At 66.5% G+C, this 19,136-nt stretch carries 24 protein-coding genes and 1 pseudogene; 9 read left to right on the top strand and 16 right to left on the bottom strand.

Annotated features, from left to right (window positions below; genetic code table 11):
* Positions 1 to 9: 9 nt before the first annotated feature.
* Genes yidD through rpmH form a run of 3 tightly spaced genes read right to left on the bottom strand, consistent with a single transcriptional unit; the run spans position 10 to position 876 of the window.
* Positions 10 to 351 (bottom strand): membrane protein insertion efficiency factor YidD, encoded by a 342-nt coding sequence (gene yidD, locus B5D62_RS16360; protein ID WP_231714830.1) that lies wholly within the window; start codon positions 349 to 351, stop codon positions 10 to 12.
* Entirely contained in the window at positions 348 to 725 is a 378-nt protein-coding gene (rnpA, locus tag B5D62_RS33395) for a ribonuclease P protein component (protein WP_231714831.1), read from the bottom strand. The genes yidD and rnpA overlap by 4 nt, the downstream gene beginning before the upstream one ends.
* A gap of 16 nt (positions 726 to 741) precedes the next feature.
* The gene (gene rpmH, locus B5D62_RS16370) at positions 742 to 876 is read right to left on the bottom strand and encodes a 50S ribosomal protein L34 (RefSeq protein ID WP_085934982.1); all 135 of its coding nucleotides are present in this window, start codon (positions 874 to 876) and stop codon (positions 742 to 744) included.
* A gap of 123 nt (positions 877 to 999) precedes the next feature.
* On the opposite strand from rpmH, the gene B5D62_RS16375 reads away from it, so the two are divergent.
* The gene (locus B5D62_RS16375; protein ID WP_085934983.1) at positions 1,000 to 1,635 is read left to right on the top strand and encodes a glutathione S-transferase family protein; all 636 of its coding nucleotides are present in this window, start codon (positions 1,000 to 1,002) and stop codon (positions 1,633 to 1,635) included.
* Between the two features lie 4 nt (positions 1,636 to 1,639).
* Here B5D62_RS16375 and B5D62_RS16380 read toward each other — a convergent pair whose 3' ends face one another.
* The 6 genes and pseudogenes from B5D62_RS16380 to B5D62_RS16400 all read right to left on the bottom strand — a co-directional run bounded on the left by B5D62_RS16380 (position 1,640) and on the right by B5D62_RS16400 (position 4,494).
* Positions 1,640 to 2,329, bottom strand: coding sequence for a hypothetical protein (locus tag B5D62_RS16380; protein ID WP_085934984.1), 690 nt, complete (start codon positions 2,327 to 2,329; stop codon positions 1,640 to 1,642).
* Between the two features lie 18 nt (positions 2,330 to 2,347).
* Positions 2,348 to 2,812, bottom strand: a complete 465-nt coding sequence (locus tag B5D62_RS16385) for a glycine/sarcosine/betaine reductase selenoprotein B family protein (protein ID WP_218191097.1) — start codon at positions 2,810 to 2,812, stop codon at positions 2,348 to 2,350.
* Positions 2,813 to 2,837: 25 nt separating this feature from the next.
* Positions 2,838 to 3,227, bottom strand: a pseudogene (locus B5D62_RS32915) (redoxin domain-containing protein); the annotation flags it as partial.
* Between the two features lie 12 nt (positions 3,228 to 3,239).
* The gene (locus B5D62_RS32920; RefSeq protein ID WP_139373925.1) at positions 3,240 to 3,488 is read right to left on the bottom strand and encodes a redoxin domain-containing protein; all 249 of its coding nucleotides are present in this window, start codon (positions 3,486 to 3,488) and stop codon (positions 3,240 to 3,242) included.
* A 14-nt stretch (positions 3,489 to 3,502) separates the two neighbouring features.
* Entirely contained in the window at positions 3,503 to 3,907 is a 405-nt protein-coding gene (locus tag B5D62_RS16395) for a DUF1330 domain-containing protein (protein ID WP_218191098.1), read from the bottom strand.
* Positions 3,904 to 4,494: a TetR/AcrR family transcriptional regulator gene (locus B5D62_RS16400; RefSeq protein WP_085935151.1), complete on the bottom strand. Its 591-nt coding sequence runs from the start codon at positions 4,492 to 4,494 to the stop codon at positions 3,904 to 3,906. The genes B5D62_RS16395 and B5D62_RS16400 overlap by 4 nt, the downstream gene beginning before the upstream one ends.
* A 215-nt stretch (positions 4,495 to 4,709) precedes the next feature.
* Between B5D62_RS16400 and B5D62_RS16405 the strand changes: the two genes are divergently transcribed.
* Positions 4,710 to 6,146, top strand: a complete 1,437-nt coding sequence (locus B5D62_RS16405) for a sensor histidine kinase (protein WP_085934986.1) — start codon at positions 4,710 to 4,712, stop codon at positions 6,144 to 6,146.
* Between the two features lie 12 nt (positions 6,147 to 6,158).
* Here B5D62_RS16405 and B5D62_RS16410 read toward each other — a convergent pair whose 3' ends face one another.
* Positions 6,159 to 6,917, bottom strand: coding sequence for a DUF1499 domain-containing protein (locus tag B5D62_RS16410; protein WP_085934987.1), 759 nt, complete (start codon positions 6,915 to 6,917; stop codon positions 6,159 to 6,161).
* 103 nt (positions 6,918 to 7,020) lie between these two features.
* Here B5D62_RS16410 and yddG point away from each other — a divergent pair, with 103 nt between their 5' ends.
* On the top strand, positions 7,021 to 7,902 hold the full coding sequence (gene yddG / locus B5D62_RS16415) for an aromatic amino acid exporter YddG (RefSeq protein ID WP_085934988.1): 882 nt from the start codon (positions 7,021 to 7,023) through the stop codon (positions 7,900 to 7,902).
* 21 nt (positions 7,903 to 7,923) lie between these two features.
* Here the strand turns inward: yddG and B5D62_RS34010 are convergent, their stop codons facing one another.
* Genes B5D62_RS34010 through B5D62_RS16430 form a run of 3 tightly spaced genes read right to left on the bottom strand, consistent with a single transcriptional unit; the run spans position 7,924 to position 10,097 of the window.
* Positions 7,924 to 8,343: a cupin domain-containing protein gene (locus B5D62_RS34010; protein WP_085934989.1), complete on the bottom strand. Its 420-nt coding sequence runs from the start codon at positions 8,341 to 8,343 to the stop codon at positions 7,924 to 7,926.
* 3 nt (positions 8,344 to 8,346) lie between these two features.
* Complete coding sequence (locus B5D62_RS34015) at positions 8,347 to 8,967, bottom strand: glutathione S-transferase (protein ID WP_231714832.1); 621 nt, start codon at positions 8,965 to 8,967, stop codon at positions 8,347 to 8,349.
* A 29-nt stretch (positions 8,968 to 8,996) separates the two neighbouring features.
* Positions 8,997 to 10,097 carry a malate/lactate/ureidoglycolate dehydrogenase gene (locus B5D62_RS16430; protein WP_085934991.1) on the bottom strand — a complete coding sequence of 367 codons (1,101 nt, stop codon included), beginning with the start codon at positions 10,095 to 10,097 and terminating at the stop codon, positions 8,997 to 8,999.
* A gap of 165 nt (positions 10,098 to 10,262) precedes the next feature.
* On the opposite strand from B5D62_RS16430, the gene B5D62_RS16435 reads away from it, so the two are divergent.
* The 5 genes from B5D62_RS16435 to B5D62_RS16455 all read left to right on the top strand — a co-directional run bounded on the left by B5D62_RS16435 (position 10,263) and on the right by B5D62_RS16455 (position 15,722).
* Positions 10,263 to 12,743, top strand: coding sequence for a DUF3772 domain-containing protein (locus B5D62_RS16435; protein ID WP_170920972.1), 2,481 nt, complete (start codon positions 10,263 to 10,265; stop codon positions 12,741 to 12,743).
* Entirely contained in the window at positions 12,718 to 13,767 is a 1,050-nt protein-coding gene (locus B5D62_RS16440; protein ID WP_085934993.1) for an alpha/beta fold hydrolase, read from the top strand. The genes B5D62_RS16435 and B5D62_RS16440 overlap by 26 nt, the downstream gene beginning before the upstream one ends.
* An 87-nt stretch (positions 13,768 to 13,854) precedes the next feature.
* Positions 13,855 to 14,292 carry a hypothetical protein gene (locus B5D62_RS16445; protein WP_085934994.1) on the top strand — a complete coding sequence of 146 codons (438 nt, stop codon included), beginning with the start codon at positions 13,855 to 13,857 and terminating at the stop codon, positions 14,290 to 14,292.
* 36 nt (positions 14,293 to 14,328) lie between these two features.
* The gene (locus tag B5D62_RS16450; RefSeq protein ID WP_218191099.1) at positions 14,329 to 14,871 is read left to right on the top strand and encodes a DUF992 domain-containing protein; all 543 of its coding nucleotides are present in this window, start codon (positions 14,329 to 14,331) and stop codon (positions 14,869 to 14,871) included.
* A 74-nt stretch (positions 14,872 to 14,945) separates the two neighbouring features.
* Positions 14,946 to 15,722: a bestrophin-like domain gene (locus B5D62_RS16455; protein ID WP_085934995.1), complete on the top strand. Its 777-nt coding sequence runs from the start codon at positions 14,946 to 14,948 to the stop codon at positions 15,720 to 15,722.
* A 10-nt stretch (positions 15,723 to 15,732) separates the two neighbouring features.
* Here B5D62_RS16455 and B5D62_RS16460 read toward each other — a convergent pair whose 3' ends face one another.
* Genes B5D62_RS16460 through B5D62_RS33400 form a run of 3 tightly spaced genes read right to left on the bottom strand, consistent with a single transcriptional unit; the run spans position 15,733 to position 18,311 of the window.
* Positions 15,733 to 16,707 carry an alpha/beta fold hydrolase gene (locus B5D62_RS16460; RefSeq protein WP_085934996.1) on the bottom strand — a complete coding sequence of 325 codons (975 nt, stop codon included), beginning with the start codon at positions 16,705 to 16,707 and terminating at the stop codon, positions 15,733 to 15,735.
* A 15-nt stretch (positions 16,708 to 16,722) separates the two neighbouring features.
* On the bottom strand, positions 16,723 to 17,667 hold the full coding sequence (locus B5D62_RS16465; RefSeq protein ID WP_085934997.1) for a fatty acid desaturase: 945 nt from the start codon (positions 17,665 to 17,667) through the stop codon (positions 16,723 to 16,725).
* Complete coding sequence (locus tag B5D62_RS33400; RefSeq protein ID WP_170920973.1) at positions 17,649 to 18,311, bottom strand: MSMEG_1061 family FMN-dependent PPOX-type flavoprotein; 663 nt, start codon at positions 18,309 to 18,311, stop codon at positions 17,649 to 17,651. Before B5D62_RS33400 ends, B5D62_RS16465 begins: the two co-directional genes overlap by 19 nt.
* A 132-nt stretch (positions 18,312 to 18,443) precedes the next feature.
* Between B5D62_RS33400 and B5D62_RS33405 the strand changes: the two genes are divergently transcribed.
* A complete protein-coding gene (locus tag B5D62_RS33405; protein WP_170920974.1) occupies positions 18,444 to 18,803 on the top strand; it encodes a hypothetical protein in 360 nt (119 codons plus the stop codon).
* Positions 18,804 to 19,136 lie beyond the last annotated feature (333 nt).

Below are 19,136 nucleotides of genomic sequence, written 5' to 3' on the forward strand. Positions count from 1 at the left end.
TGGGAAACTTCAGGGGTGCTCAACAGTGTGACAGGAAAGGCCGCCGCGACGCGTCGCCGAGCGGGCCGGCGGGACCGGGTCGTAGCCGCCCGCGCCCCAGGGGTGGCAGCGGCACAGGCGACGGGCGGCAAGATAGCTACCCTTCACGGCGCCGTGCACCGTGATGGCCTCGGCCGCATAGGCCGAACAGGACGGCTCGTAGCGGCAAGCGCCGACGAAGAAATAGGCGAGCGTCAATTGATAGAGACGGATCGCGCCCTTCAGGAGCATCGAGGGCAGGGCCAGGGACATCATGCGGCCCGGAAACTGGCGATTTGCCGGGGCGGGCGCAAGCCATCCTTGAGCGGTCATGGCGTCGCGATGTCTCGGGGTGGGCCGAGCGCCTTCAGCCGGCGCAGCGCCTCGACCAGCTCCTGCCGGAGCAGCGCGAAGTCGCGGTCGATGGCGCCCTGGCGGCCGACCAGGACATAATCGAGATCGGACTTGGCCTGGGCCGGTATCACCTGCCGGGCGATCTCCCGCAGGCGGCGACGGACGCGATTGCGGACGACCGCATTGCCTACCTTGCGGCTGACCGTGAAACCAACCCGGACGGCCGGAATGGCAAGGTCGGGCGGCACCGGGGCCGCCTGAAGCACGAATCCCGGCATGGCGCAGCGGCGCCCGGCCTGGACGCGCAGGAAATCCCTACGCTTGGGAAGACGCCCGGGGCGCGCCGGGGTCAAGGAACAAAAGCCTGGATTAGGCAGACAGGCGCTTGCGGCCCGACCTGCGGCGGTTGGCAATGACCTTGCGGCCGCCGACCGTCGCCATGCGGGACCGGAAGCCATGCCGCCGCTTGCGGATCAGCTTGCTCGGCTGATAGGTGCGTTTCATGACGCAACTCCTTCAAAGACAAGCCCCCGCGCGCTAGCAGCGGGGGCGAATTCTGGTGGGCGTGGGTAATAAGCGCGCGCGCGGCCTGAGTCAACGCCAGCGGCGTCCGGCTAGAATGGCGCCATGGCCCTCGTCCTGCATGGCTACATCCATAGCGTCTATGTCCGCATCGCCCGCCTGACCCTGGCGGAGAAGGCGTGTTCTTATGAACTCGTCGAGGTCGATCCGTTCAAGCCCGACCTCGGGCCCTATCTCGAGCTGCATCCCTTCGGCCGCGTCCCCACCCTCGTCGACGGCGGTTTCGTCCTCTACGAGACAGGGGCGATCACCCGCTATCTCGACCGGCGCTTCCCTTCGCCGGCGTTGCAGCCAACCGCCCTGGAGGCGCTGGCGCGGATGGACCAGATCATCGGCGTAGTCGATTCCTACGCCTATTGGCCGCTGGTGCGGCAAGTGTTCGCCCATCGCGTCATGCGCCCCCGGCTCGGCCGGCCGGCGGACGAGGCCGAGATCGCCCAGGGCCTGGCCGCCGCGCCCAAGGTCCTGGCGGCGCTGGAGAGACTGGCCGGCCCCGACACTTTCCTGACGGGACCAGCGCTGTCCCTGGCCGACCTGCATCTGGGGGCGATGATCGCCTATTTCGTTCAGGCGCCTGAAGGAGCGGCCCTCCTGCGGCGCTATCCGCGACTTGCCGCTTGGTGGACGCTTCTTTCCTCGCGCTCGGCATTTGCCGCCACCGATCCCAGCGCGCGGCTCTGACGAGTCAGGAGCGGTCGACGCGGTGTCGCTCGGTGGCCGGGATCAAGGTGAGGTTTCCGAGGATCCTGTGCTGCGGATCGCTGCTGGCCGCGAGCTTGGGTTGCAGCGCCAACAATGCCGCGGCAAGCCGCGTCTCGCTCCAGAACCACTCCTTGCGGGTTTTTGCCGTGCCGGGATCGGGGAAGGCCGAGGCCGCCTCGAGGTAGTAGGCCTTGAGATCATCGACCGCTTCCTTAAGCGCCTGCGCTGCGGGCAACTCACCGTCGAGAGCCTGCGTCACCAGCATGCCCGCCGCCGGCATATCGAGGCCGGAGACCCCAACCGTCGTTCGCCCGTTCGTCGCGCTGGCACGATCATACCAGGCGGCCAGCCGGTCGATCTCCGCGGCAAGCGTGTCGACTTCGGTCGGTGCCAGATTGATCGGGCAGGCCCAGCCGGTGAAGTCGGCCTCTTCCGTCACGAATTCGGGGTAATCGACGATTATCGGGCCGTCGGTCCGCGCGAGCAGGTCGAGGGCTGCCTTCACGACGCGCCGCTGGAACGGCGGATCGTCGGGAATGCCGAGCGGCCGGCCGAGATCGAAGGTCACCCAGAGCGCCCGGGGCGGTCGCACCGTCTCGGTATGCTCGCGCACCAGGCTGATCCCGACCGTGGGAATGCCTTCGCGTTCGAGGAAATGGCCCAGCGCGCCCACGGCACGCGTGCAAGCGGGTCAAACCGGCACAAGCAGAGCAGCGTCGACCTTGTCGGCTTTCAGAAGACCGGCCAGATGTTTGGCATGGGGCTGCGCCGCTTCAGGCGGAAAGGCACCCATGAAGGAATAGTGCACCGACGCCATCGATCCCACGGTGTCGTCGGCCACCAGTTCGCGCAGCCGATCGATCGGAAACGCGACGTTGAGATCCTGTTGGAAGCCGGTGCGGTCGAAATTGACCGAGATATGGCTCATGACCAGTTCGTTGGCGGGCGTCTGCTCGGGAATCACCCGATAGCTGCCATCGCCCGGGCGAAACGGCCGGTCCCCGCGACGATGCAGGCCCGCCGTCGAGATGATCGCAACGCGGCGCTCGGCGAGAGGCTTGCCGGGCAGCAGAGGCGTGTCGTCGTAAGTCGGGCACTCGATACGGCGAAGATGATTGGCTTCGACCTCCGGCATTTCGTCGAGACGCTTCACCATATTCTGTCTCCGCTGTCCGATGTTCCTAACCTACGATCTTGCGCAGCGCCTCGAGCGTGCTCTCGGGCTCGGGGCGATGGGTATAGTCGGGATCGGCCTCGACCGATCGCACGATGCCGCCGTCGTCGATCACGAAACGCGCCGGCACCGGCAGGCGCCACGAGGGATCGCCATTGCGGACGGCAAGGTCGTTGCCGAAGCTGAGATAGACCTTTCGCAGGTCGTCGGGCAGCGTGAAGGCAAGACCGAACGCCTCGGCGACGGCCGACTTCTCGTCCCACAGGATCGGAAAAGTGAGTTTCTGCTTGGCCGCCATGTCCGCAACGCGCGCGGGCAGTTCTGGCGAGATCACAACCAAGGATGCCCCAAGGGCGGCGATATCGGCGTAGATGGTCTGCAGAGCGTCCAGCTCATGTCTGCAGTAGGGTCACCACGATCCCCGGAAGAAGGATAGGACCAGCGGGCCGCCGGCCAGCAGATCCTCCGACGACACGCGCCTGCCGTCGTGGTTGGACAGCTCGAAGGCCGGCATCCTGCCGCCCACCGGCACGATGCGGTCGAGAATACCGGAACGGCGCAGGTCCTCGGTGGCCCGGTGCATGATCGCCTGGCTTTCGGGGGGAATACGCGTCGCCGAGGCCGCGCGAGTGGCGGCGAGCTTTTCTTCCAGAGACATCGGTCGGTCCTCCATCAGGGCTTGGCAAGCTTGGTGTAGGTTTCACGAACGGCGACGATGGCGTGGTCGGTACAGGCATTCTCGCGCTCGACGTTGGCGCGGGCATAATCGGACGACGTCATCATGGCGATGAAGGAGGCCCGCGACGGATAGCGGACCAGCGCGACATAGTCCCAGCGATGCGCCTCGGGCACGCCCAGCGCCACCGCCTGCGCCTCGCCCGTCCAGACGATCGTTCCGCCCTGGGCCTTGATCAGCTTGATCGACAGGGCGCTGTAGCGGAGATAGGCATCCCAGCCGCTGCCGTTGCCGTCGCGCGAGCGTTCGCGGAAGCGCATCAGGTTCAGCATCGTGACGGGTCCGTCATCCGGCAGAGCCTGCAGAAGATCGACGTTGAGGACGTTGAGATGGTCGATCACGGTGCCATCTCCAGAAGCGCGAGGGCGGGCTGTGCAACACTGTCGAGGACGCGCCGCTTGGCGCCGGTGCGAGCCAGGACGCGAATGCCGAGGACCACGCCCAGGAGATGGGCAGAGATGGTTGCGGGATCGATATCGGCGGGCACCTGCGCCTGGCGCGCTGCCGCTTCCAGATTGCGGCGAAAGAACGCCCGGATCTCGTCCAGGTAGCCCGCGACCAGGCGGCCCAGCTCGGCGTCGCGCGTGGCGACATCGAGAGCGGAGTTCACGAGCAGGCAGCCTTTGCAGTCAGGATCCTTGACCGAGCGCTCGATGATCTCCGCCAAAAAGGCCTCGATTGCCTGCTTCGGGGCGTGGCGTGCCTCGATCCGGGCGATGCGCTCGCGCATCGAGCGATTGGCATAGCGCTCCAGGGAACGCCGGAAGAGTTCGCGCTTGTCGCCATAGGCGTTGTAGAAGCTGGCGCTGCCGATCCCCATGGCTTCCGCCAGGTCGCGCACCGAACTCGCCTCGTAACCCCGCGCCCAGAAGCAATCGACCGCCGAGTCGAGCGCCTGATCTTCGTCGAAAGCCTTGAGACGGGCCATGGGCGGCATGCAACCATTATTCTGGAACGTGCGCTACAGAATAATGCGGAAGCGACGCAGCGGCTGCCCCCAACCCTCGGCGCCCGTGCAATTGGGGCGGGGCATTCTGGAACGGATTCTGCAGAAAGACCGGTTTCCCGGCCCGGGCGACCGGCGGCCGCACCCGCGGGGCAGCGCGCTAGGCTGGCGGGTCCGTCTCCGATAATATCCGGGCAATGGCCGCCGATATCACCATCCACGCCCCATCGGCGCGGCAGGCAACGCGCTTCGTCCCGGCCTTCGGCCTCACCTGGCGCATCATGGGCCTGGTCGTCGCCGCCATCATGGCCGCCGAGATGCTGCTGTTCCTGCCGATGATCGGGCGCTTCCGCATGGCCCATCTCGAACAGCTGATCGAGAGCGGCACGCTGGCGGCCCTGGCGCTCGATGCCACGCCCGACAACATGGTCACGGAAGACGTGAAGCGCACGCTGCTGAACAACGCGCGTGTCGATGCGGTGGTGCTGATCGAGCCGAATCGGCCCAAGCGGGCGCTGCTCAACATTCTGCCACGACCGGACATGCCGACCTTCAACCTGAAGGAGCGGGGCGCCATCGGACTGATCTGGGATGCGCTGGTGGCGATGGCGCGCGATGGCTCGTACTACATCCGCGTCGGCGGCGAATCCATGCGCCTGCCGCACGCCATGGTTTGGATCGTCGTCGACGAGCTGCCGATCCGCATCGCCATGTACGCCTATGCCGGACGCATGCTGATGCTGTCGGCGATCGTCGCCGCCTTCACCGCCTCGCTGCTGTTCCTCGCGTTGCGCTGGCTGGTGATCCGGCCGCTGCAGGATCTGTCCGAGGATATGACCGCCTTCCGGCGCGCGCCGGAGGAGCTTGGACGCGAACGGCCGACCAGCGGTCGTGACGACGAGATCGGCATTGTCGATCGCGAGTTCCGCAACCTGCAACGCGAGCTACGCGCCTCGCTACGCCAGAAATCGCGGCTGGCGGAGATCGGCGCCGCCTCGAACAAGATCAATCACGATCTGCGCAACATGCTGTCGACTGCGCGGCTATTGTCGGATCGCCTGGCGCAGAGCGACGACGAACGCACCCGCAAGTTCGCACCGACGATCCTGAGAACGATCGACCGCGCGACGCGACTGGCCAGCGAGGCGATCGAATATGTGCGGGACCGACCGACTCCCCGGCTGACCTGGTTCGACCTCAGCGACCTCGTCGACGAGGTGGGGGTTGCCTTGCAGGAGCAGGGCGAAGAAAGCGATCCGAACCTGCTGCGCAACTGGATCAACGCGCTGGAGTGCGAGCGGCGGCTGCAGGCCGATCGCGATCTGCTCTATCGCGTCTTCACCAATCTCGGCCGCAACGCCTTCGAAGCCGGCGCAACGACGGTCACGATCACGGCACAGGATGAGGGGCCCTGTCTGGCCGTCGACGTCGCCGACAATGGCGTCGGCATCCCTCCCGAAGTGATGGCCCAGCTCTTCCGGCCGTTCACGACCGGCGGCCGCGCTGGCGGGGCAGGTCTTGGACTCGCGATCGCGCGCGATCTCGTGCAGGCCCATAGTGGCGAGATCATGCTGAATGCCACCGGCCCGCAGGGCACCACCTTCCGCTTCACGCTGCCATCCGCCATCGCCTGAGCGTCGGCGGCTTCAAGATCCCTGCTGCAGCAAACGGGTGGCGAAGGTCCGGATGCGTTCGGCGTTCACGCCGAGATCGGACTTACCGGTCCGGCTCTTCGAGCGAATGTCGATGCGGCTGCCATCCGGTCCATCCTTGCGGATCCGGATCGAGATATCGTCCTGGAAACCGAACCAGGGGCTGGTCGCGACCGCCTCGATCCGTCCCTCAGACGGTGCCCGCGCCACCACGTCCCAGCCCATCTCCATCGCGACCTGATCGACCCGCTTGAAGGCTTCGGCCGGCGCGATGCGTAGCTTGATCGGTGTCAGATCCGGATAGATCGCATGCTGCAGCTCGGCGGCACTCGGCCCCGGATAGGCGGGGTCGTTGGTTGCGCCCTGGCGCATCTTCGCGGTGACGACCAGCTTGGGCGGATCCTCCGTATCGGTCGTGATGTCGTTCAGCGCCGGCGCCCGATAGGCATGCATCAGCCAGGAAAGCGGCGCCCAGGCGGCCGCGATACCGATCCCCAAGGCGAGCAGGGCCGCGAGGAAGCCGCGCCGTCGTTCGCCCGGACGTGTCGGGACCACCGTGGCGAGCCCGAGGGCAATGGCGCCGGTGGCGAGGTAGAAGCCATAGCGGAAGACATCCAGCGCGATATCGCGATCGAGGCCGAGATAACGGTGCAGCGGTCCGGCGATCGCCACGACCGGCGCCGCCAGGCAAGCCAAGTAGAAAGCCATACGCGCCAGGCGATGGCTTACCGGGTTGGCCGCGCGAAAGATCATACCGTCTCCACTGTCACGGCATCGTAACGCTGAAAGTCATCCCGTCCATCCCGGCAGCGCTAATCCCCTCGACAGGCCATCCAACCTTCTCTAAGCGCGGCCTATGACGATCGTCACCCTCGAACGCAACCGGGCCATGGCCGCCGGCCTTGCCGCCATCGGCCTGTGGGGCGCGTTGGCCACGCTGTCGGTGCTGGCCGGTCCGGTGCCGCCCTTCCAGATGGTGGCCATGACCTTTGCCATCGGCGCCACGATCGGCATCGTCCGGGCACGCCGCCGCGGCCTGGGCTGGCTCGACCTGCTGCGCTGGCCAGGACGCGTCTGGTTGCTGGGCGTGGCAGGACTGTTCGGCTATCACGCGCTGTACTTCGCGGCCCTGCAGCTTGCCCCACCGGCCGAGGCCAATCTGGTGAACTATCTGTGGCCGCTGCTCATCGTCCTGCTGTCGGCGCCCCTCGCCGGCCAGCGCCTGGGCTGGTCCCACATCATGGGGGCGGCGCTGGGCTTCGCCGGGGTCGCCTTGCTCGCCTTCGGGCGCGGTCTGACCTTCGACGCCGCCCATGCCTTTGGCTATCTACTGGCCTTGGGTTGCGCCGTCACCTGGTCGCTCTACTCGGTCCTGTCGCGCCGCTTCGGCGAGACTCCGACCGATGCGATCGCCGCCTTCTGCACCGCGGCCTCGTTGCTCTCGCTGGTGTGCCACCTGCTGTTCGAAGCGACGGTCTGGCCGGCGACGACGACCGCCTGGCTCGCCGTGATCGCGCTCGGGATCGGCCCGACCGGCGGCGCCTTCTATCTGTGGGATCATGCGGTCAAGCGCGGCGACATCCGGGCCCTGGGTGCGCTCAGCTACGCGGCGCCGATCCTCTCGACCACGCTGCTTATCCTGTGCGGCCTGGCCGATCCGACCCGATCCCTGCTGCTGGCCGCCCTACTGGTGACGGCCGGCGCCGTGCTGGCCTCGCGCGAGATGTGGAAGCGCTGACCGCCAGAACGGCCGTTGCCGTCACGAAGGTTCCCAGCCCGGCGGGGCGAGTTCGAACCCCTCGAACTGGAAGGCGGGAGCGACAGTGCATCCAACCAGGGTCCAGTGGCCGAGCGAGCGGGCTGCCTGCCAGACGCCGCGCCGCACCACCGCCTGTGGCATCTCGCCAATCTCGAAATCGCCGCCGAGACGCAACGCGTGCTTCTTGTAGCCATCCTCGCTGAGCGACAACTCCAAAGGCGCCCCGGCGTAGAAGTGCCAGATCTCGTCGGCATCGACGCGATGCCAGTGCGAGCGCTCGCCGGCCTTGAGCAGGAAGTAGATCGCCGTGCTGGCACCGCGCGGCCGGTCGGCGGCGCGATACATCTCGCGATAATGACCGCCCTCGGGATGCGGTTGCAGCCCGAGGCGGGCAATGATGTCGTCTGCGGTCGCAGCCATCGCTCAGCCCGGGGGCGGCACGGTCGCCTTCATCGACGGCGTCTTGGCGATCGCGGCGAACCACTTGGCGAGCTTGGAATACCGTGCGCGCCAATCGAAAGCAGCGAAGCGAAGATCGAGGTAACCGAGCGCACAGGCGACGGAGATGGTGCCGATCGTGGGCTTGCCCTTCAGGGCCTTGGCCTCGGCATCGAGCTGGGTCAGCACCCCCTCGATCTTCTTCATCTGGCCCTTGCTCCAGTCGGACCAGCGCTTTTCCTCGGGCCGCAGGGCGCCTTCGTAGCGGGCCAGCAAGGCGGCATCGAGCAGGCCGTCGGCCATGGCCTGCTGACGCAGCGCCATCCATCGCTCGCGACCCTTGCGCGGGAACAGCTTCCGCCCCTTGTGATGACTGTCGAGGTACTCGCAGATCACCGGCGAGTCGAAGAGGTCCATGCCCTTCACCGACAGCACCGGAATCTTGCCGATGGGGTTGTGCTTGTCGACGTCGGCGTTAGGCGCCACCGGCGACAGCGCCACGTTCACCATCTCGATCTTCTTGTCGAGGCCGGTCTCGATGGCCATCACCCGGACCTTGCGGGCGTAGGGCGAGGCCGGCGAATAATAGAGCTTCATTCTGGCCATTGTTGTCTCTCCCCTATCCCGCCGTCACTTCAGGTCGAGGTGACATGCGGTATCTCCGTATCGTTGACCCGAACCTTGCGCGCCACGTCGAGCAGTTGCTGCCACGTGGTCGTATCGATCGGAATCCCGTTCTTCTCGCGATCTTGTCGCCGTGCCCGTTCGGGCTCGCCCGGCATCAGCACTTCCTCGACCCCGGGCTGAGGTCTGGCGGACTTGACCCATTTGAAGAAGGTCTCGACCTCGTCCTCGAAGAACTCGGTGCCGCCCATCGTCTCGGGATCGATGATGACCGACAGCATGTTGTTGATGATGTCGTGCCCGTCCTTCTTGATGGTGCGCGGGCTGTGCGTGCGGCCGCCCGTGAGCGCACCGGCCAGCAGATCGCAGATCACGGCGAGTCCGCCCCCCTTGTGCAGGCCGAACGGCAGGATGGCACCATAAGGCGAGTTGTACATCACGGCGGGATCCACTGTCGGCCGGCCCTCGGCATCGATCAGCAGCCCGGACTCCATCTCCACCTTCTTGTTGTTGGCCACGCGCACCTTGCCCATCGCGACCTGGCTGGTGGCGAAATCGAGCACGATCGGTTCGTGGCCCTTGCGTGGAATCGCCGTGCAGTAGGGATTGGTCGTGAAGCGCGCCTCGGCGCCCGCGAACGGCGCCACCAGCGACTTGTGGCCATGCACATTGACCCAGTGCGTGCTGACCAGGCCGGCGCGCGCGCATTGTTCCGCCCAATGGCCGATGCGGCCGATGTGATGCGAGTTGGTCAGGCCGACGACACACACGCCGTGTTTTGTTGCGCGCTCGATGCCGATATCCATCGCTTCCTTGGCGATGACCTGCCCATAGCCGGCGCCGCCGTCGATCACAATGACAGCGCCATTGTCCTTGACGATAGTTGCATGGTGATTACGAATACAGCGTCCGGTCGTCGTGTTCTGGATGTAGGACGGCATCATGCCGACGCCGTGGCTGTCATGGCCGAACAGGTTGGCCAGGACCAGTTGATCGGCTACCAGCTTGGCTTCCTCGGCCGAGCTGCCGTCGGCGCGGCAGATCGCGACGGTGAAGGCATGGAGCCGATCGGGTTTGATCCTGATCTCGCCGACGCCACTTTGCCCGACCATGCCCTATTCCCTCCCGAGATCGACCTTATTCGGGTGCAACGTTCCGCGTCGTAACCGAGCTGTCAATGTTCAAGCCGCATCGCAATGCTTCAGTGGCCGTGACCCACGTTCGAGACGACCTGATCCCGGGGACTTCCCTCCGATACCCGTGCTACTGAGATGGACATGCGGGGATTCTTCCGATTGGCCTGTGTCGTGCTGGTGCTCTGCTCCAGCACCCTGGCCGCATTCGCCCAGAACGGCACACAGCCGCAGCGGCCGTTCTCGCAGCTTGTCGCCCTATGGACCCGGCAGCTCGATCGCATCGCCAGCCGCGCCGACCAGCCCGACCTCCAGCCGAGCGAGATCGACGCCCTGCGCGAGCAAGCCCTCGACGTGCGCACGGCCGCCGCCGCCGCGGCGGCGCTGGCCCGCTCCGACCTGGCCGACACCAAGAAGCTCCTCGCACCGCTCGAACCCAAGGCGGGCACCGACAAGACGGCCGAACAGCCATCGCCGCCGGACACGGATGCCGTAAAGGCCGAGCACGATCGACTGACCGAACAGGCCACCATCAGCGAGAGTCGGGTCAAGCAATGCGAGGTCATCATCGCGCGCTCCGACCAGCTGCTCGATCGGATGACCAAGCTGCGCGGCGAGGTGATGCTGCAAACGCTGCTGCGGCGCGATATGTCGCCATTGTCGCCGGCGGTCTGGCAGCGCATGGGGCCGGAACTCGTGTCGGCCGTTCAAAGTCTGTCCGATGCCGTGGGCACCTGGGCGAAAGGCGGTCTCTTCTCCCTGCGCTCGGGAGACGAGGACCTCACGCCGCTGATCTGGTGGGCGTTGCTGACCATTGCCCTGTGGTGGCTGGGCCGACAGGCGCGCCAGCGCTTCGGCCGCGGCGAGCATGCCGAACCTGGCCAGCGCGACCGCACTATCGCCGCGGCGATCGACGGCGTGGGTGTCGTGCTGGTGCCGATGCTGGCGGTGTGGCTGATCGGCAAACTGCTGGCCGCCAGCCATCCGCCGATGCCCATCGACCGGCTGTTGTCCGAGCTCATCTCGCGGCTGATCTCGCTCCTCCTGGTCTTTGGCCTGACGGCAACGGCGCTGGCGCCGCATCGGCCGGCCTGGAGGGTCCTGCCTTTCACCGATTCGGCCGCCCAGCATCTGTCGACGTCCCTGCGCCGCCTCATGGCGGTCGGCGTCTTTGTCGACATGGTGTTCCTGGCTCTGACCCAGGGTGCCGATCGCGAAGCGCTGACGGCGGTCGGCGCGCTGGTCCTCGCGGCCACCGTGGCCTTTTTGACCCTGCCCGCGCTGGCGGACCGGGCCTGGCAGGCGATCCGACCGGAAGGCTCGGATCTGCCGTCGATGGTCGGCGGCACCAAATGGTCGATCGTCCGGCTGGTGCTCTCGGTGGCGGTCCTGTCGTCGATCGTCTTCGCCCTGCTCGGTTACGCGACGCTTGCCGCGCATATCCACTCGGCCATCGCCATCACCTCGCTGCTGCTGGCGCTGGCCCTGCTGTTCCATCGCTTCTGCGGGGATGCGCTCGAGACGGCCGCGGCAGCGGACACGCCGACGGGCCGCTGGGTCCGGCGCCGCTTCGGCCTCGCCCCCGATGCCGACCTGCATGGCCAGAACATTCTGCTCCTGCTGATCGATTTCGTCCTGGTGACGCTGCTCGGCATCGCCATCCCCGCTGCCTGGGGCATGGACATCGACGCCATCCAGACCGGATTCGGCCATCTGCTCTATGGCGTGAAGATCGGCGGCGTCACCATCTCGCTCGGCAATATCGGCCTGGCGATCCTGGCGTTCGGTATCGCCATGCTGCTGGCGCGGCTGGTGCGCAGCGTGGTGCGCGATCGCGTCATGCCCACGGTCGACGCCCCGCTGCCCTTGCGCCAGTCGATCGACGCCGCGCTCAACTATGCCGGCGTCATCATTGCCATCCTGATCGGTGTTGGCGCGCTCGGCATCGACTTCACCAACCTCGCCATCGTGCTGGGCGCCTTGTCGGTCGGTATCGGCCTCGGCCTGCAGAACATCGCCAACAACATCATCTCCGGTGTCATCATGCTGCTGGAGCGGCCGGTGAAAGCGGGCGACTGGGTGTCGGTGAACGGCTTCGAAGGCTTCGTGCGACGCATCAACATTCGCGCCACGGAGATCGAGACCTTCCAGCGCACGCACGTGATCGTGCCCAACAGCCTGTTCCTGCAGAATCCGGTGATCAACCGCACCTACGCCGACACATCGAGCCGCATCGACATCCCGCTTACGGTCGGCCTCGGCACAGACGTCGCGAAGATGGAGGCGATCCTGCGCGAGACGGCGCTGGCCCATCCACGTGTGCTGAGGGTGCCGGCGCCGATCGTGCGTTTCGTCCGCGTCACGCCGACCGGCCTCGAGTTCGAGCTCTTCGTCTTCGTCATGCAGCTCGCCGACCGCACGATCGTGAACAACGACCTCAATCGCGATATCCTGGCGCGGCTCATCGAGGCGAAGATCATCGACCCGGCACCGGTGCCGGAACTGAGGTTGCGCGACCTCGACAAGCTTGCCGCGCTGCTCTCGGGACATCCAAGGGAAACGATCGTGCCGGAGAAGGGCATGCAGGAGAAAGGTACCGATGCCGTTGCGCCGACGCCGCGCTGAGGGACCGCGCCGGCCATGGTGGCTCGTCCTGCTGTTCGCGACGGGCGTGCTGGCCGGCGTGGTGTTCTGGGCCTATTCGCCGGACCTGCCGAAGGATCTTCTGGTCGAGCGATACGCCAACGCTCACTCGCAGTTCCTGGATGTCGGCGGGGCGCGCGCGCATGTCCGCGACGAGGGCAAGGCCGATGCCATGCCGCTGCTGCTGATCCATGGCTCGCTGGGATCGCTGCAGGTCTGGGAAGGCTGGGTCGACCAGCTCAAGGATCGTTACCGCCTCATCTCCGTCGACCTGCCGGGGCATGGGCTGACCGGCCCCTGGCCGCGCGGCGAATATTCCATCGAGGCCTACACCGATTTCATCGAGGTACTCGCCGACGCCTTGCACCTCGACCGCTTCGCCATCGCCGGCCAGTCGATGGGCGGTGCGGTCGCCTGGAGCTTCGCGAGCACGCGGCCGGAGCGGGTCAGCCAGCTGATCCTGGTCGATTCGGCCGGCTATCCGGGAGAGGGCGAGCTTCCGTTCACGACCCGACTGGCGCGACTGGGCCTGATCGGCGACATCGGAATCTACTTCAAGCCGCAACGCATGATGCGACGCGCGCTGCTCGAGACCTATGCCGATCCGGCCATGGTGACGCCCGAGCGCCTGCGCCGCTACAGCGACCTGCAACGCTATCCGGGCAATCGCCAGGCGACCTTGCAACGGCTGCGCACCCAGGAACCGCTCGATCCGACACCGATCCGGCGCCTTGATGTGCCGACGCTCGTCATCTGGGGCGCGAAGGACCAGCAAGTGCCCGTGAACACCGCGTTCCGCTTGCAGGGCGACATCAAGGGCGCGAAGCTCGCGGTCTTCTCCACCCTGGGCCATGCGCCGATGGAAGAAGATCCCGTCGCCACCGCCGCGGCCGTCGCCGCCTTCCTGCCGACGGAGCCGCCGCGTCCGCTGGCGCCGCCGACGGAAGCCACGCCGCCCAGCGCCGATCAGCCGGTGGCACCATCGATCGTGCCGGAGAAGGACTGACGGTCTGCGGCCCGCTCCGGCATAACGTCATCAAGGCGAAACGGGAGGAGGCCATGGTGCGGTACCAGCGGATACCGGTTCACCTGCATGTTCGATTTGATGTCCGCGCTGCGGCGCCGGCTCATGCTGATCGAGGTTCAACTCGAGAACGGTGAGACGGGCTACGTGGCCCGTTATGCCGATGCGGTGTTCGGCGCGATCGGGACACGGACCTGCACCGCCTGCGTACTGGCAACCTACCTCAGGACGCGAGACGGGGCGCGGGTCGGGCATGCCTTCATCGACCGCCTCCCCCATGCCGACAAGAAAGCGATCTTCGCGACCATCGTCACCTATCACGCCCAGGTCCACGGCGTGGCGATCCTGCCACGGCGACAGTTGACGGATTTCAAGGCGACGATCGCCGCGGCCCGCTCCGAGGTGGCGTTGGAAGCCCTTGCCCGGCAGTTCGTCGATCACCACCAGACCTTGAACGGAGCAATGGCGATCAGCCTTCGCGCCAAGGCCTCGTCGCTCGTGGCGTAGGTTGCCCACCCGATCCGAGGCCCTTGCGATAGATCAATGCTCCTTGAGGCCCGCACCGTGATTGTCGGCAGCGTCGAAGGAGAGGAGAATTACATGTTGAAGCGCACGGCTATTTCCCTGTTAAGCGTTGGCGCCATTGCACTGGCGGCATTCACCGGAGCCGCCGAGGCCCAGAACAAGGGCGGCGTCAATGTCGGCACGCTCACCTGCAAGGTGGCAGGCGGCATGGGCTTCATCATCGGCTCGTCCAAGGACCTCAACTGCCTGTTCGTACGCAACGACGGCGTGGCGGAGAAGTATACCGGCTCCATCACCCGCTTCGGCGTCGATATCGGCTTCACCAAGGAAGGCCACATGGTGTGGCTGGTGTTCGCGCCGGGCAACCTCGCGCCGGGTTCGGTCGCGGGCGACTATGTCGGCGGCACCGCCCAGGCGACTGTCGGCGGCGGCGGGGCGGTCAACGTCCTGGTCGGCGGCGGCGCCCAGAACATCACCCTGCAGCCGGTCAGCGTCGAGGGCAACACGGGCCTCAACGTGGCGGCTGGCGTGGCCGGCGTCACCCTCAAGTACGCAAAGTAAGCTCGGCGACCCTGGTCGGCGATTGACCTCCTCTCCTCGATCGGGGAGAGGAGGTTTTCGTTTGGGGAGCTGCGATGCTGGATCTTAACAGCTATCCGTTGTGGCTGATCCTTCTCGTGTCGACGGCGGCGATCGCTGCCGCGGCCGAGGCGGGACGACAGTATGGGCTGCGCAATGCCGCGCGCGGCGGCGGCGGGCTGGGAGCGCTCGAGGGCGCGGTGCTCGGCCTGCTGACGCTGATGATCAGCTTCACCTTCGCCATGGCGCTGTCGCGCTTCGATGGCCGGCGCCAATCGGTGGTCGACGAGGCCAACGCCATCGGCACGGCCGGACTGCGGGCGCGATTGCTGCCGGCGCCGATCAACGCCGACAGCGTCGCCCTCATCAAGGACTACCTGCAGATCCGCGTCGAGGGCGCCCGCAACAACTGGAGTGATCTGGAGAGAGACGCGGCCATCGCCCGCTCCGGCGTCCTGCAGGAAAAGCTGTGGCAGCTCGCCAAGCAGGCCCAGGCCCGCGACGCCGGCATGGTGCCGACGGGCCTCTATCTCCAGTCGCTCAACGAGATGTTCGACAATCACGAGAAGCGGCTGGCGATGTTCCGGGACCACGTACCGAACATCGTGCTGCTGGCGCTCTACGGCTTCGCCCTCGTCGGCCTCGCCCTGGCCGGCTATTCCGACGGGCTCGACAAGCGGCTGATCCGCCTGCCCATTCACATGATGGGCATCCTGGTCTCGCTGGCGATCATCCTCATCCAGGATCTCGACCGCTCGACCACCGGCTTCCTGCGCGTCGACCTGCGGCCGCTGACCGACACCGTCGACACCTTCGCCAACTTCAAGGACTGAGCGGCCCGCCTCAGCGCGCCAGCAGCGCCTCGACCTGGGTGTCGAGGAAGGCCGCATCCTCGGGATTGTCGCGCGGATTGCCGGCACGATGGCCCCACACCGAGGGGATTTCGACCAGCGTCGCGTCCTTGAGATGCGGCAACTCGAGGCGATTGTCGTCGGTCTGGAAGTAGAGATCGGTCGCGGATGGCATCAGCAGCACCCGCGCCTTGATCGCCGCCAGGGCCATCGCCAGATCGCCGCGAAACAGATCGTTGGCCGAGATGTCGCTATGCTGCCAGGTCCAGAGCTGCGCCAGCAGATCCCGCCTGTCGCGGCGCACGAAGTTCGCTTCCCAGGACCGCACCAGGAAGTCCTCGAGATCGCTGAAGCCCAGCCCGCGCCACAGCTCGCGGCGATAGAAGGTCTGGCTGAGTGCCCAGCCGGCATAGATGCGGCCCATGGCGCGCAAGCCCTGCTCGGCCGTGGCCGCCGCCTGCAACGTGGTGCGGATGCCTTCGAGGAAGACGAAGTTGTGCGGGGCCGTGCGGGCCGAGCCGCAATTGACGACGATGCGCTCGACCGATTCGCCGAACAGCGCCGCCCAGTGATAGGCCTGCTGCGCCCCCATCGACCAGCCATAGACCATCCGCACGCGATCGACGCCGAACACCTCCATCATCAGCCGCCGCTGCTGCAGGACGTTGTCGCAGGTCGTCACGTCGGGGAAGGCGCCATCGTAGTTGGAAGGCGACGTGCTCAGCCCGTTGGTGAACATGTTGGGAATGACGACGAAATAGCGGCTGGGATCGAGCGCATGTTCGGGCCGCACCAGCCATTCGATGTCGGTGTGCTGCGCGCCGTAGCTTGTGGGATAGACGATGACGTTGTCCCGCGCCGCGTTCAGCGTGCCGAAGGTCTTGTAGACGATGCGCGCGCCCTTGAGCGTGCCGCCGCGCTGCAGCGTGACGTCACCGCAATCGAATACGCCCTCACTGGTCCGCATGCTCGCCCCTCGCGCTCACGCCAGCGAGCGCAGGATCTCGGCCTGGACCTGGATATAGCCCTTGGCCACGTGCTTGAGATGCGGGCGCAGATAGGTGTGCGCCTCGGGCAGGTGGTGGAAGGCGATGTTGGGAAACAGGTGGTGCTCGGCGTGATAGGGCAGGTTCCACATCAGGAAACGCACCAGCGGGTTGCTCAGGGTCGTGCGCGTGTTGGCGAAACCGTCGTCGGAATGCGGGCAGAGCGTATGCTCGCAGACGAGATAGAGGCGCAGGAACGGCAGCCCGACCAGCAACGGCAGGAGCCAGACCCAGAGCAGCAGCGTCGTGTGCAGCGCCAGCGAGCCGGCCAGCAGCAGCGCATAGAAGACGAGCAGCCAGCGGCCCCAGCGCCGCACCTCGGGCCAGGCCTGTTCATGGATGTAGGTGATGCCGCCGCGATAGCCGAACGGGAACAGGAACACGTCGCGCAGGCGCAGGACCAGGAACGGGATCGACGAGACGCGCCACAGATATTGGCCCCAGCGGGTCGGCGCCGGCGCGCTCAAAAGCTCGGGATCGCGGGCGGGATCCTGGGTGTAGCGGTGATGCGCCATGTGATAGTGGCGGTAGTAGCCGGCGTTGTTGAGGATCGCGGCGCCCGAGAAGAAGGCCAGCAGATCGGCCATCCAGCGCGTCTTGAACGAGCCGTAGTGAACCGACTCGTGCATGGCCGCGAACAGCGCGTTGATGAACAGGCCCTGCATCACCAGCGCCGGCAGCACCCACCAGGTGCCGCGCGTCGCCCACACCAGCCAGCCGCCCGCGACCAGCAGCACCAGATGCGCCGCGGTCTGCAGCGCGCCGGCAACATCGGAACGGGCATAGAGACGCTTCAGCACCGGCGCCGGCACGACCCGCATCTGGCGGGCGCGGGCGCCGGTGACGACGAAGGACGACGACGCTACTTCAGCGGTTCCCATAATCCATCCCGATATGCCCGTTCGACGCGCGCCTCGCCGGTCGCCTTGTCCGTTTCGCTAAGCCCCAGCTGGTCGCCGATCATGCGCGCGATCGACGGGAAGGTCCCCTTGGGCTGGGCATAGTCGCCGGTCCAGAGCCGCGACCGCAGCAGCGCCTTGGCACAGTGCAGATAGGCCTGCCGCACCGACACGACGATGGCGCAGCGCGGTTCCTTGCCCTGCACCGCCATCGCGGACAGCAGCGTGGGATCGGTCGAGAGCCGCGCCGTGCCGGCGAGCCGCACCGTCTCGTTGGTGCCGGGCAGCAGGAAGATCAGCGCGATCTCCGGATTCTCGAGCAGATTGCGCAGCGTATCGAGCCGGTTGTTGCCGGGCCGGTCGGCGATGGCGACGGTGCTCTCGTCCAGCACCTTGAAGGAGCCCGGCGGATCGCCGCGCGGCGTCACATCCTGCCGGCCCTCGGCATCGGCGGTGGCGACGAAGCAGATCGGCGCCAGCGAGATGAAGCGGCGCATATGGGCGTCGATGCGGCCGATATCCTTGGCTTTGGCGAGCGAACTCACCTCACCGTAGGACGCGACCAGCGCCCGCGCGGCATCGGCGTCGAGCAGCGCGGGCGAAAGAGGCGGAAGTGCGTCAGGCATAAGGTTCCCTCCGGAACGGAGCCAAGTGATGCGCAAGCGATGCGAAAGCCTAGCACGGCCTGCGCCAAATGCCGCAACTCCGCGGCCGGGGTGTCGTTGGGAAAGGGAGATGACCAAAACGAGGAGAATCCCATGGCCAACTACGACAACCGCGACCCCTACAATGTCACGCCGGGCAACCGGCCTTACGACGAGTACGGCAATTCCCGCTTCGAGCCCATCGAGGATAGCGGCCGCGGGCCCTATGTCCTTCTGGCGCTCCTGGTGGCGATCGGCGTGATCGGCGGGCTGCTCTATTTCAACCACAAGCCGGCCGACACCCAGCAGGCCCAGGCGCCGCTGACGACCGAGCACACCGCGCCCGGCCCTGCCACACCCGGTGCCGCACCGCTCGGCGGCAGCACGGCGACACCGAACAATCCGGGCGGCATGACCGGTCCTTCCGCCGGCGGCGACAGCGCGCCGGCGACGGCCCCCGGCGGCACGCACTGACGGATCGCTCTGCGGCCCGTTCCGCGTCGTCATCGCGACGGCGAAAAAAAGCCCGACCGGAATTCCTCACGGTCGGGCTCTGAAGAAGGCCTTTGTATGTACACGTCTTCCGTAGCACGGCCGCCTGTGAAGACAGCCATGCTTCGATGCAAGGCTGAAATGCGCCACCACTCAAAGCGACGAATCGTTCCACCTAACCGTCCTCGGAAGCGGTCGGCATTCTGAAATCCGCATGGCGCATGCGTGCATGCGTGCATGCGTGCATGCGTGCATGGCGCCATTCGAGGCGGTGACTGGCTCATCTCAATATAGCGATAGCCGCACGCAATAGTC

Origin of the sequence: Enhydrobacter aerosaccus (assembly GCF_900167455.1) — a bacterium.
Lineage (GTDB): Bacteria > Pseudomonadota > Alphaproteobacteria > Reyranellales > Reyranellaceae > Reyranella > Reyranella aerosaccus.

Bases quoted from the DNA above. Each gene is read 5' to 3' on its own strand.
- yidD (WP_231714830.1), bottom strand. From the start codon at position 351: ATGACCGCTCAAGGATGGCTTGCGCCCGCCCCGGCAAATCGCCAGTTT.
- rpmH (WP_085934982.1), bottom strand. From the start codon at position 876: ATGAAACGCACCTATCAGCCGAGCAAGCTGATCCGCAAGCGGCGGCAT.
- B5D62_RS16375 (WP_085934983.1), top strand. From the start codon at position 1,000: ATGGCCCTCGTCCTGCATGGCTACATCCATAGCGTCTATGTCCGCATC.
- B5D62_RS16385 (WP_218191097.1), bottom strand. From the start codon at position 2,812: ATGGTGAAGCGTCTCGACGAAATGCCGGAGGTCGAAGCCAATCATCTT.
- B5D62_RS32920 (WP_139373925.1), bottom strand. From the start codon at position 3,488: ATGTCTCTGGAAGAAAAGCTCGCCGCCACTCGCGCGGCCTCGGCGACG.
- B5D62_RS16400 (WP_085935151.1), bottom strand. From the start codon at position 4,494: ATGGCCCGTCTCAAGGCTTTCGACGAAGATCAGGCGCTCGACTCGGCG.
- B5D62_RS16405 (WP_085934986.1), top strand. From the start codon at position 4,710: ATGGCCGCCGATATCACCATCCACGCCCCATCGGCGCGGCAGGCAACG.
- B5D62_RS16410 (WP_085934987.1), bottom strand. From the start codon at position 6,917: ATGATCTTTCGCGCGGCCAACCCGGTAAGCCATCGCCTGGCGCGTATG.
- yddG (WP_085934988.1), top strand. From the start codon at position 7,021: ATGACGATCGTCACCCTCGAACGCAACCGGGCCATGGCCGCCGGCCTT.
- B5D62_RS34010 (WP_085934989.1), bottom strand. From the start codon at position 8,343: ATGGCTGCGACCGCAGACGACATCATTGCCCGCCTCGGGCTGCAACCG.
- B5D62_RS34015 (WP_231714832.1), bottom strand. From the start codon at position 8,967: ATGGCCAGAATGAAGCTCTATTATTCGCCGGCCTCGCCCTACGCCCGC.
- B5D62_RS16430 (WP_085934991.1), bottom strand. From the start codon at position 10,097: ATGGTCGGGCAAAGTGGCGTCGGCGAGATCAGGATCAAACCCGATCGG.
- B5D62_RS16435 (WP_170920972.1), top strand. From the start codon at position 10,263: ATGCGGGGATTCTTCCGATTGGCCTGTGTCGTGCTGGTGCTCTGCTCC.
- B5D62_RS16440 (WP_085934993.1), top strand. From the start codon at position 12,718: ATGCCGTTGCGCCGACGCCGCGCTGAGGGACCGCGCCGGCCATGGTGG.
- B5D62_RS16445 (WP_085934994.1), top strand. From the start codon at position 13,855: ATGTTCGATTTGATGTCCGCGCTGCGGCGCCGGCTCATGCTGATCGAG.
- B5D62_RS16450 (WP_218191099.1), top strand. From the start codon at position 14,329: ATGCTCCTTGAGGCCCGCACCGTGATTGTCGGCAGCGTCGAAGGAGAG.
- B5D62_RS16455 (WP_085934995.1), top strand. From the start codon at position 14,946: ATGCTGGATCTTAACAGCTATCCGTTGTGGCTGATCCTTCTCGTGTCG.
- B5D62_RS16460 (WP_085934996.1), bottom strand. From the start codon at position 16,707: ATGCGGACCAGTGAGGGCGTATTCGATTGCGGTGACGTCACGCTGCAG.
- B5D62_RS16465 (WP_085934997.1), bottom strand. From the start codon at position 17,667: ATGGGAACCGCTGAAGTAGCGTCGTCGTCCTTCGTCGTCACCGGCGCC.
- B5D62_RS33400 (WP_170920973.1), bottom strand. From the start codon at position 18,311: ATGCCTGACGCACTTCCGCCTCTTTCGCCCGCGCTGCTCGACGCCGAT.
- B5D62_RS33405 (WP_170920974.1), top strand. From the start codon at position 18,444: ATGGCCAACTACGACAACCGCGACCCCTACAATGTCACGCCGGGCAAC.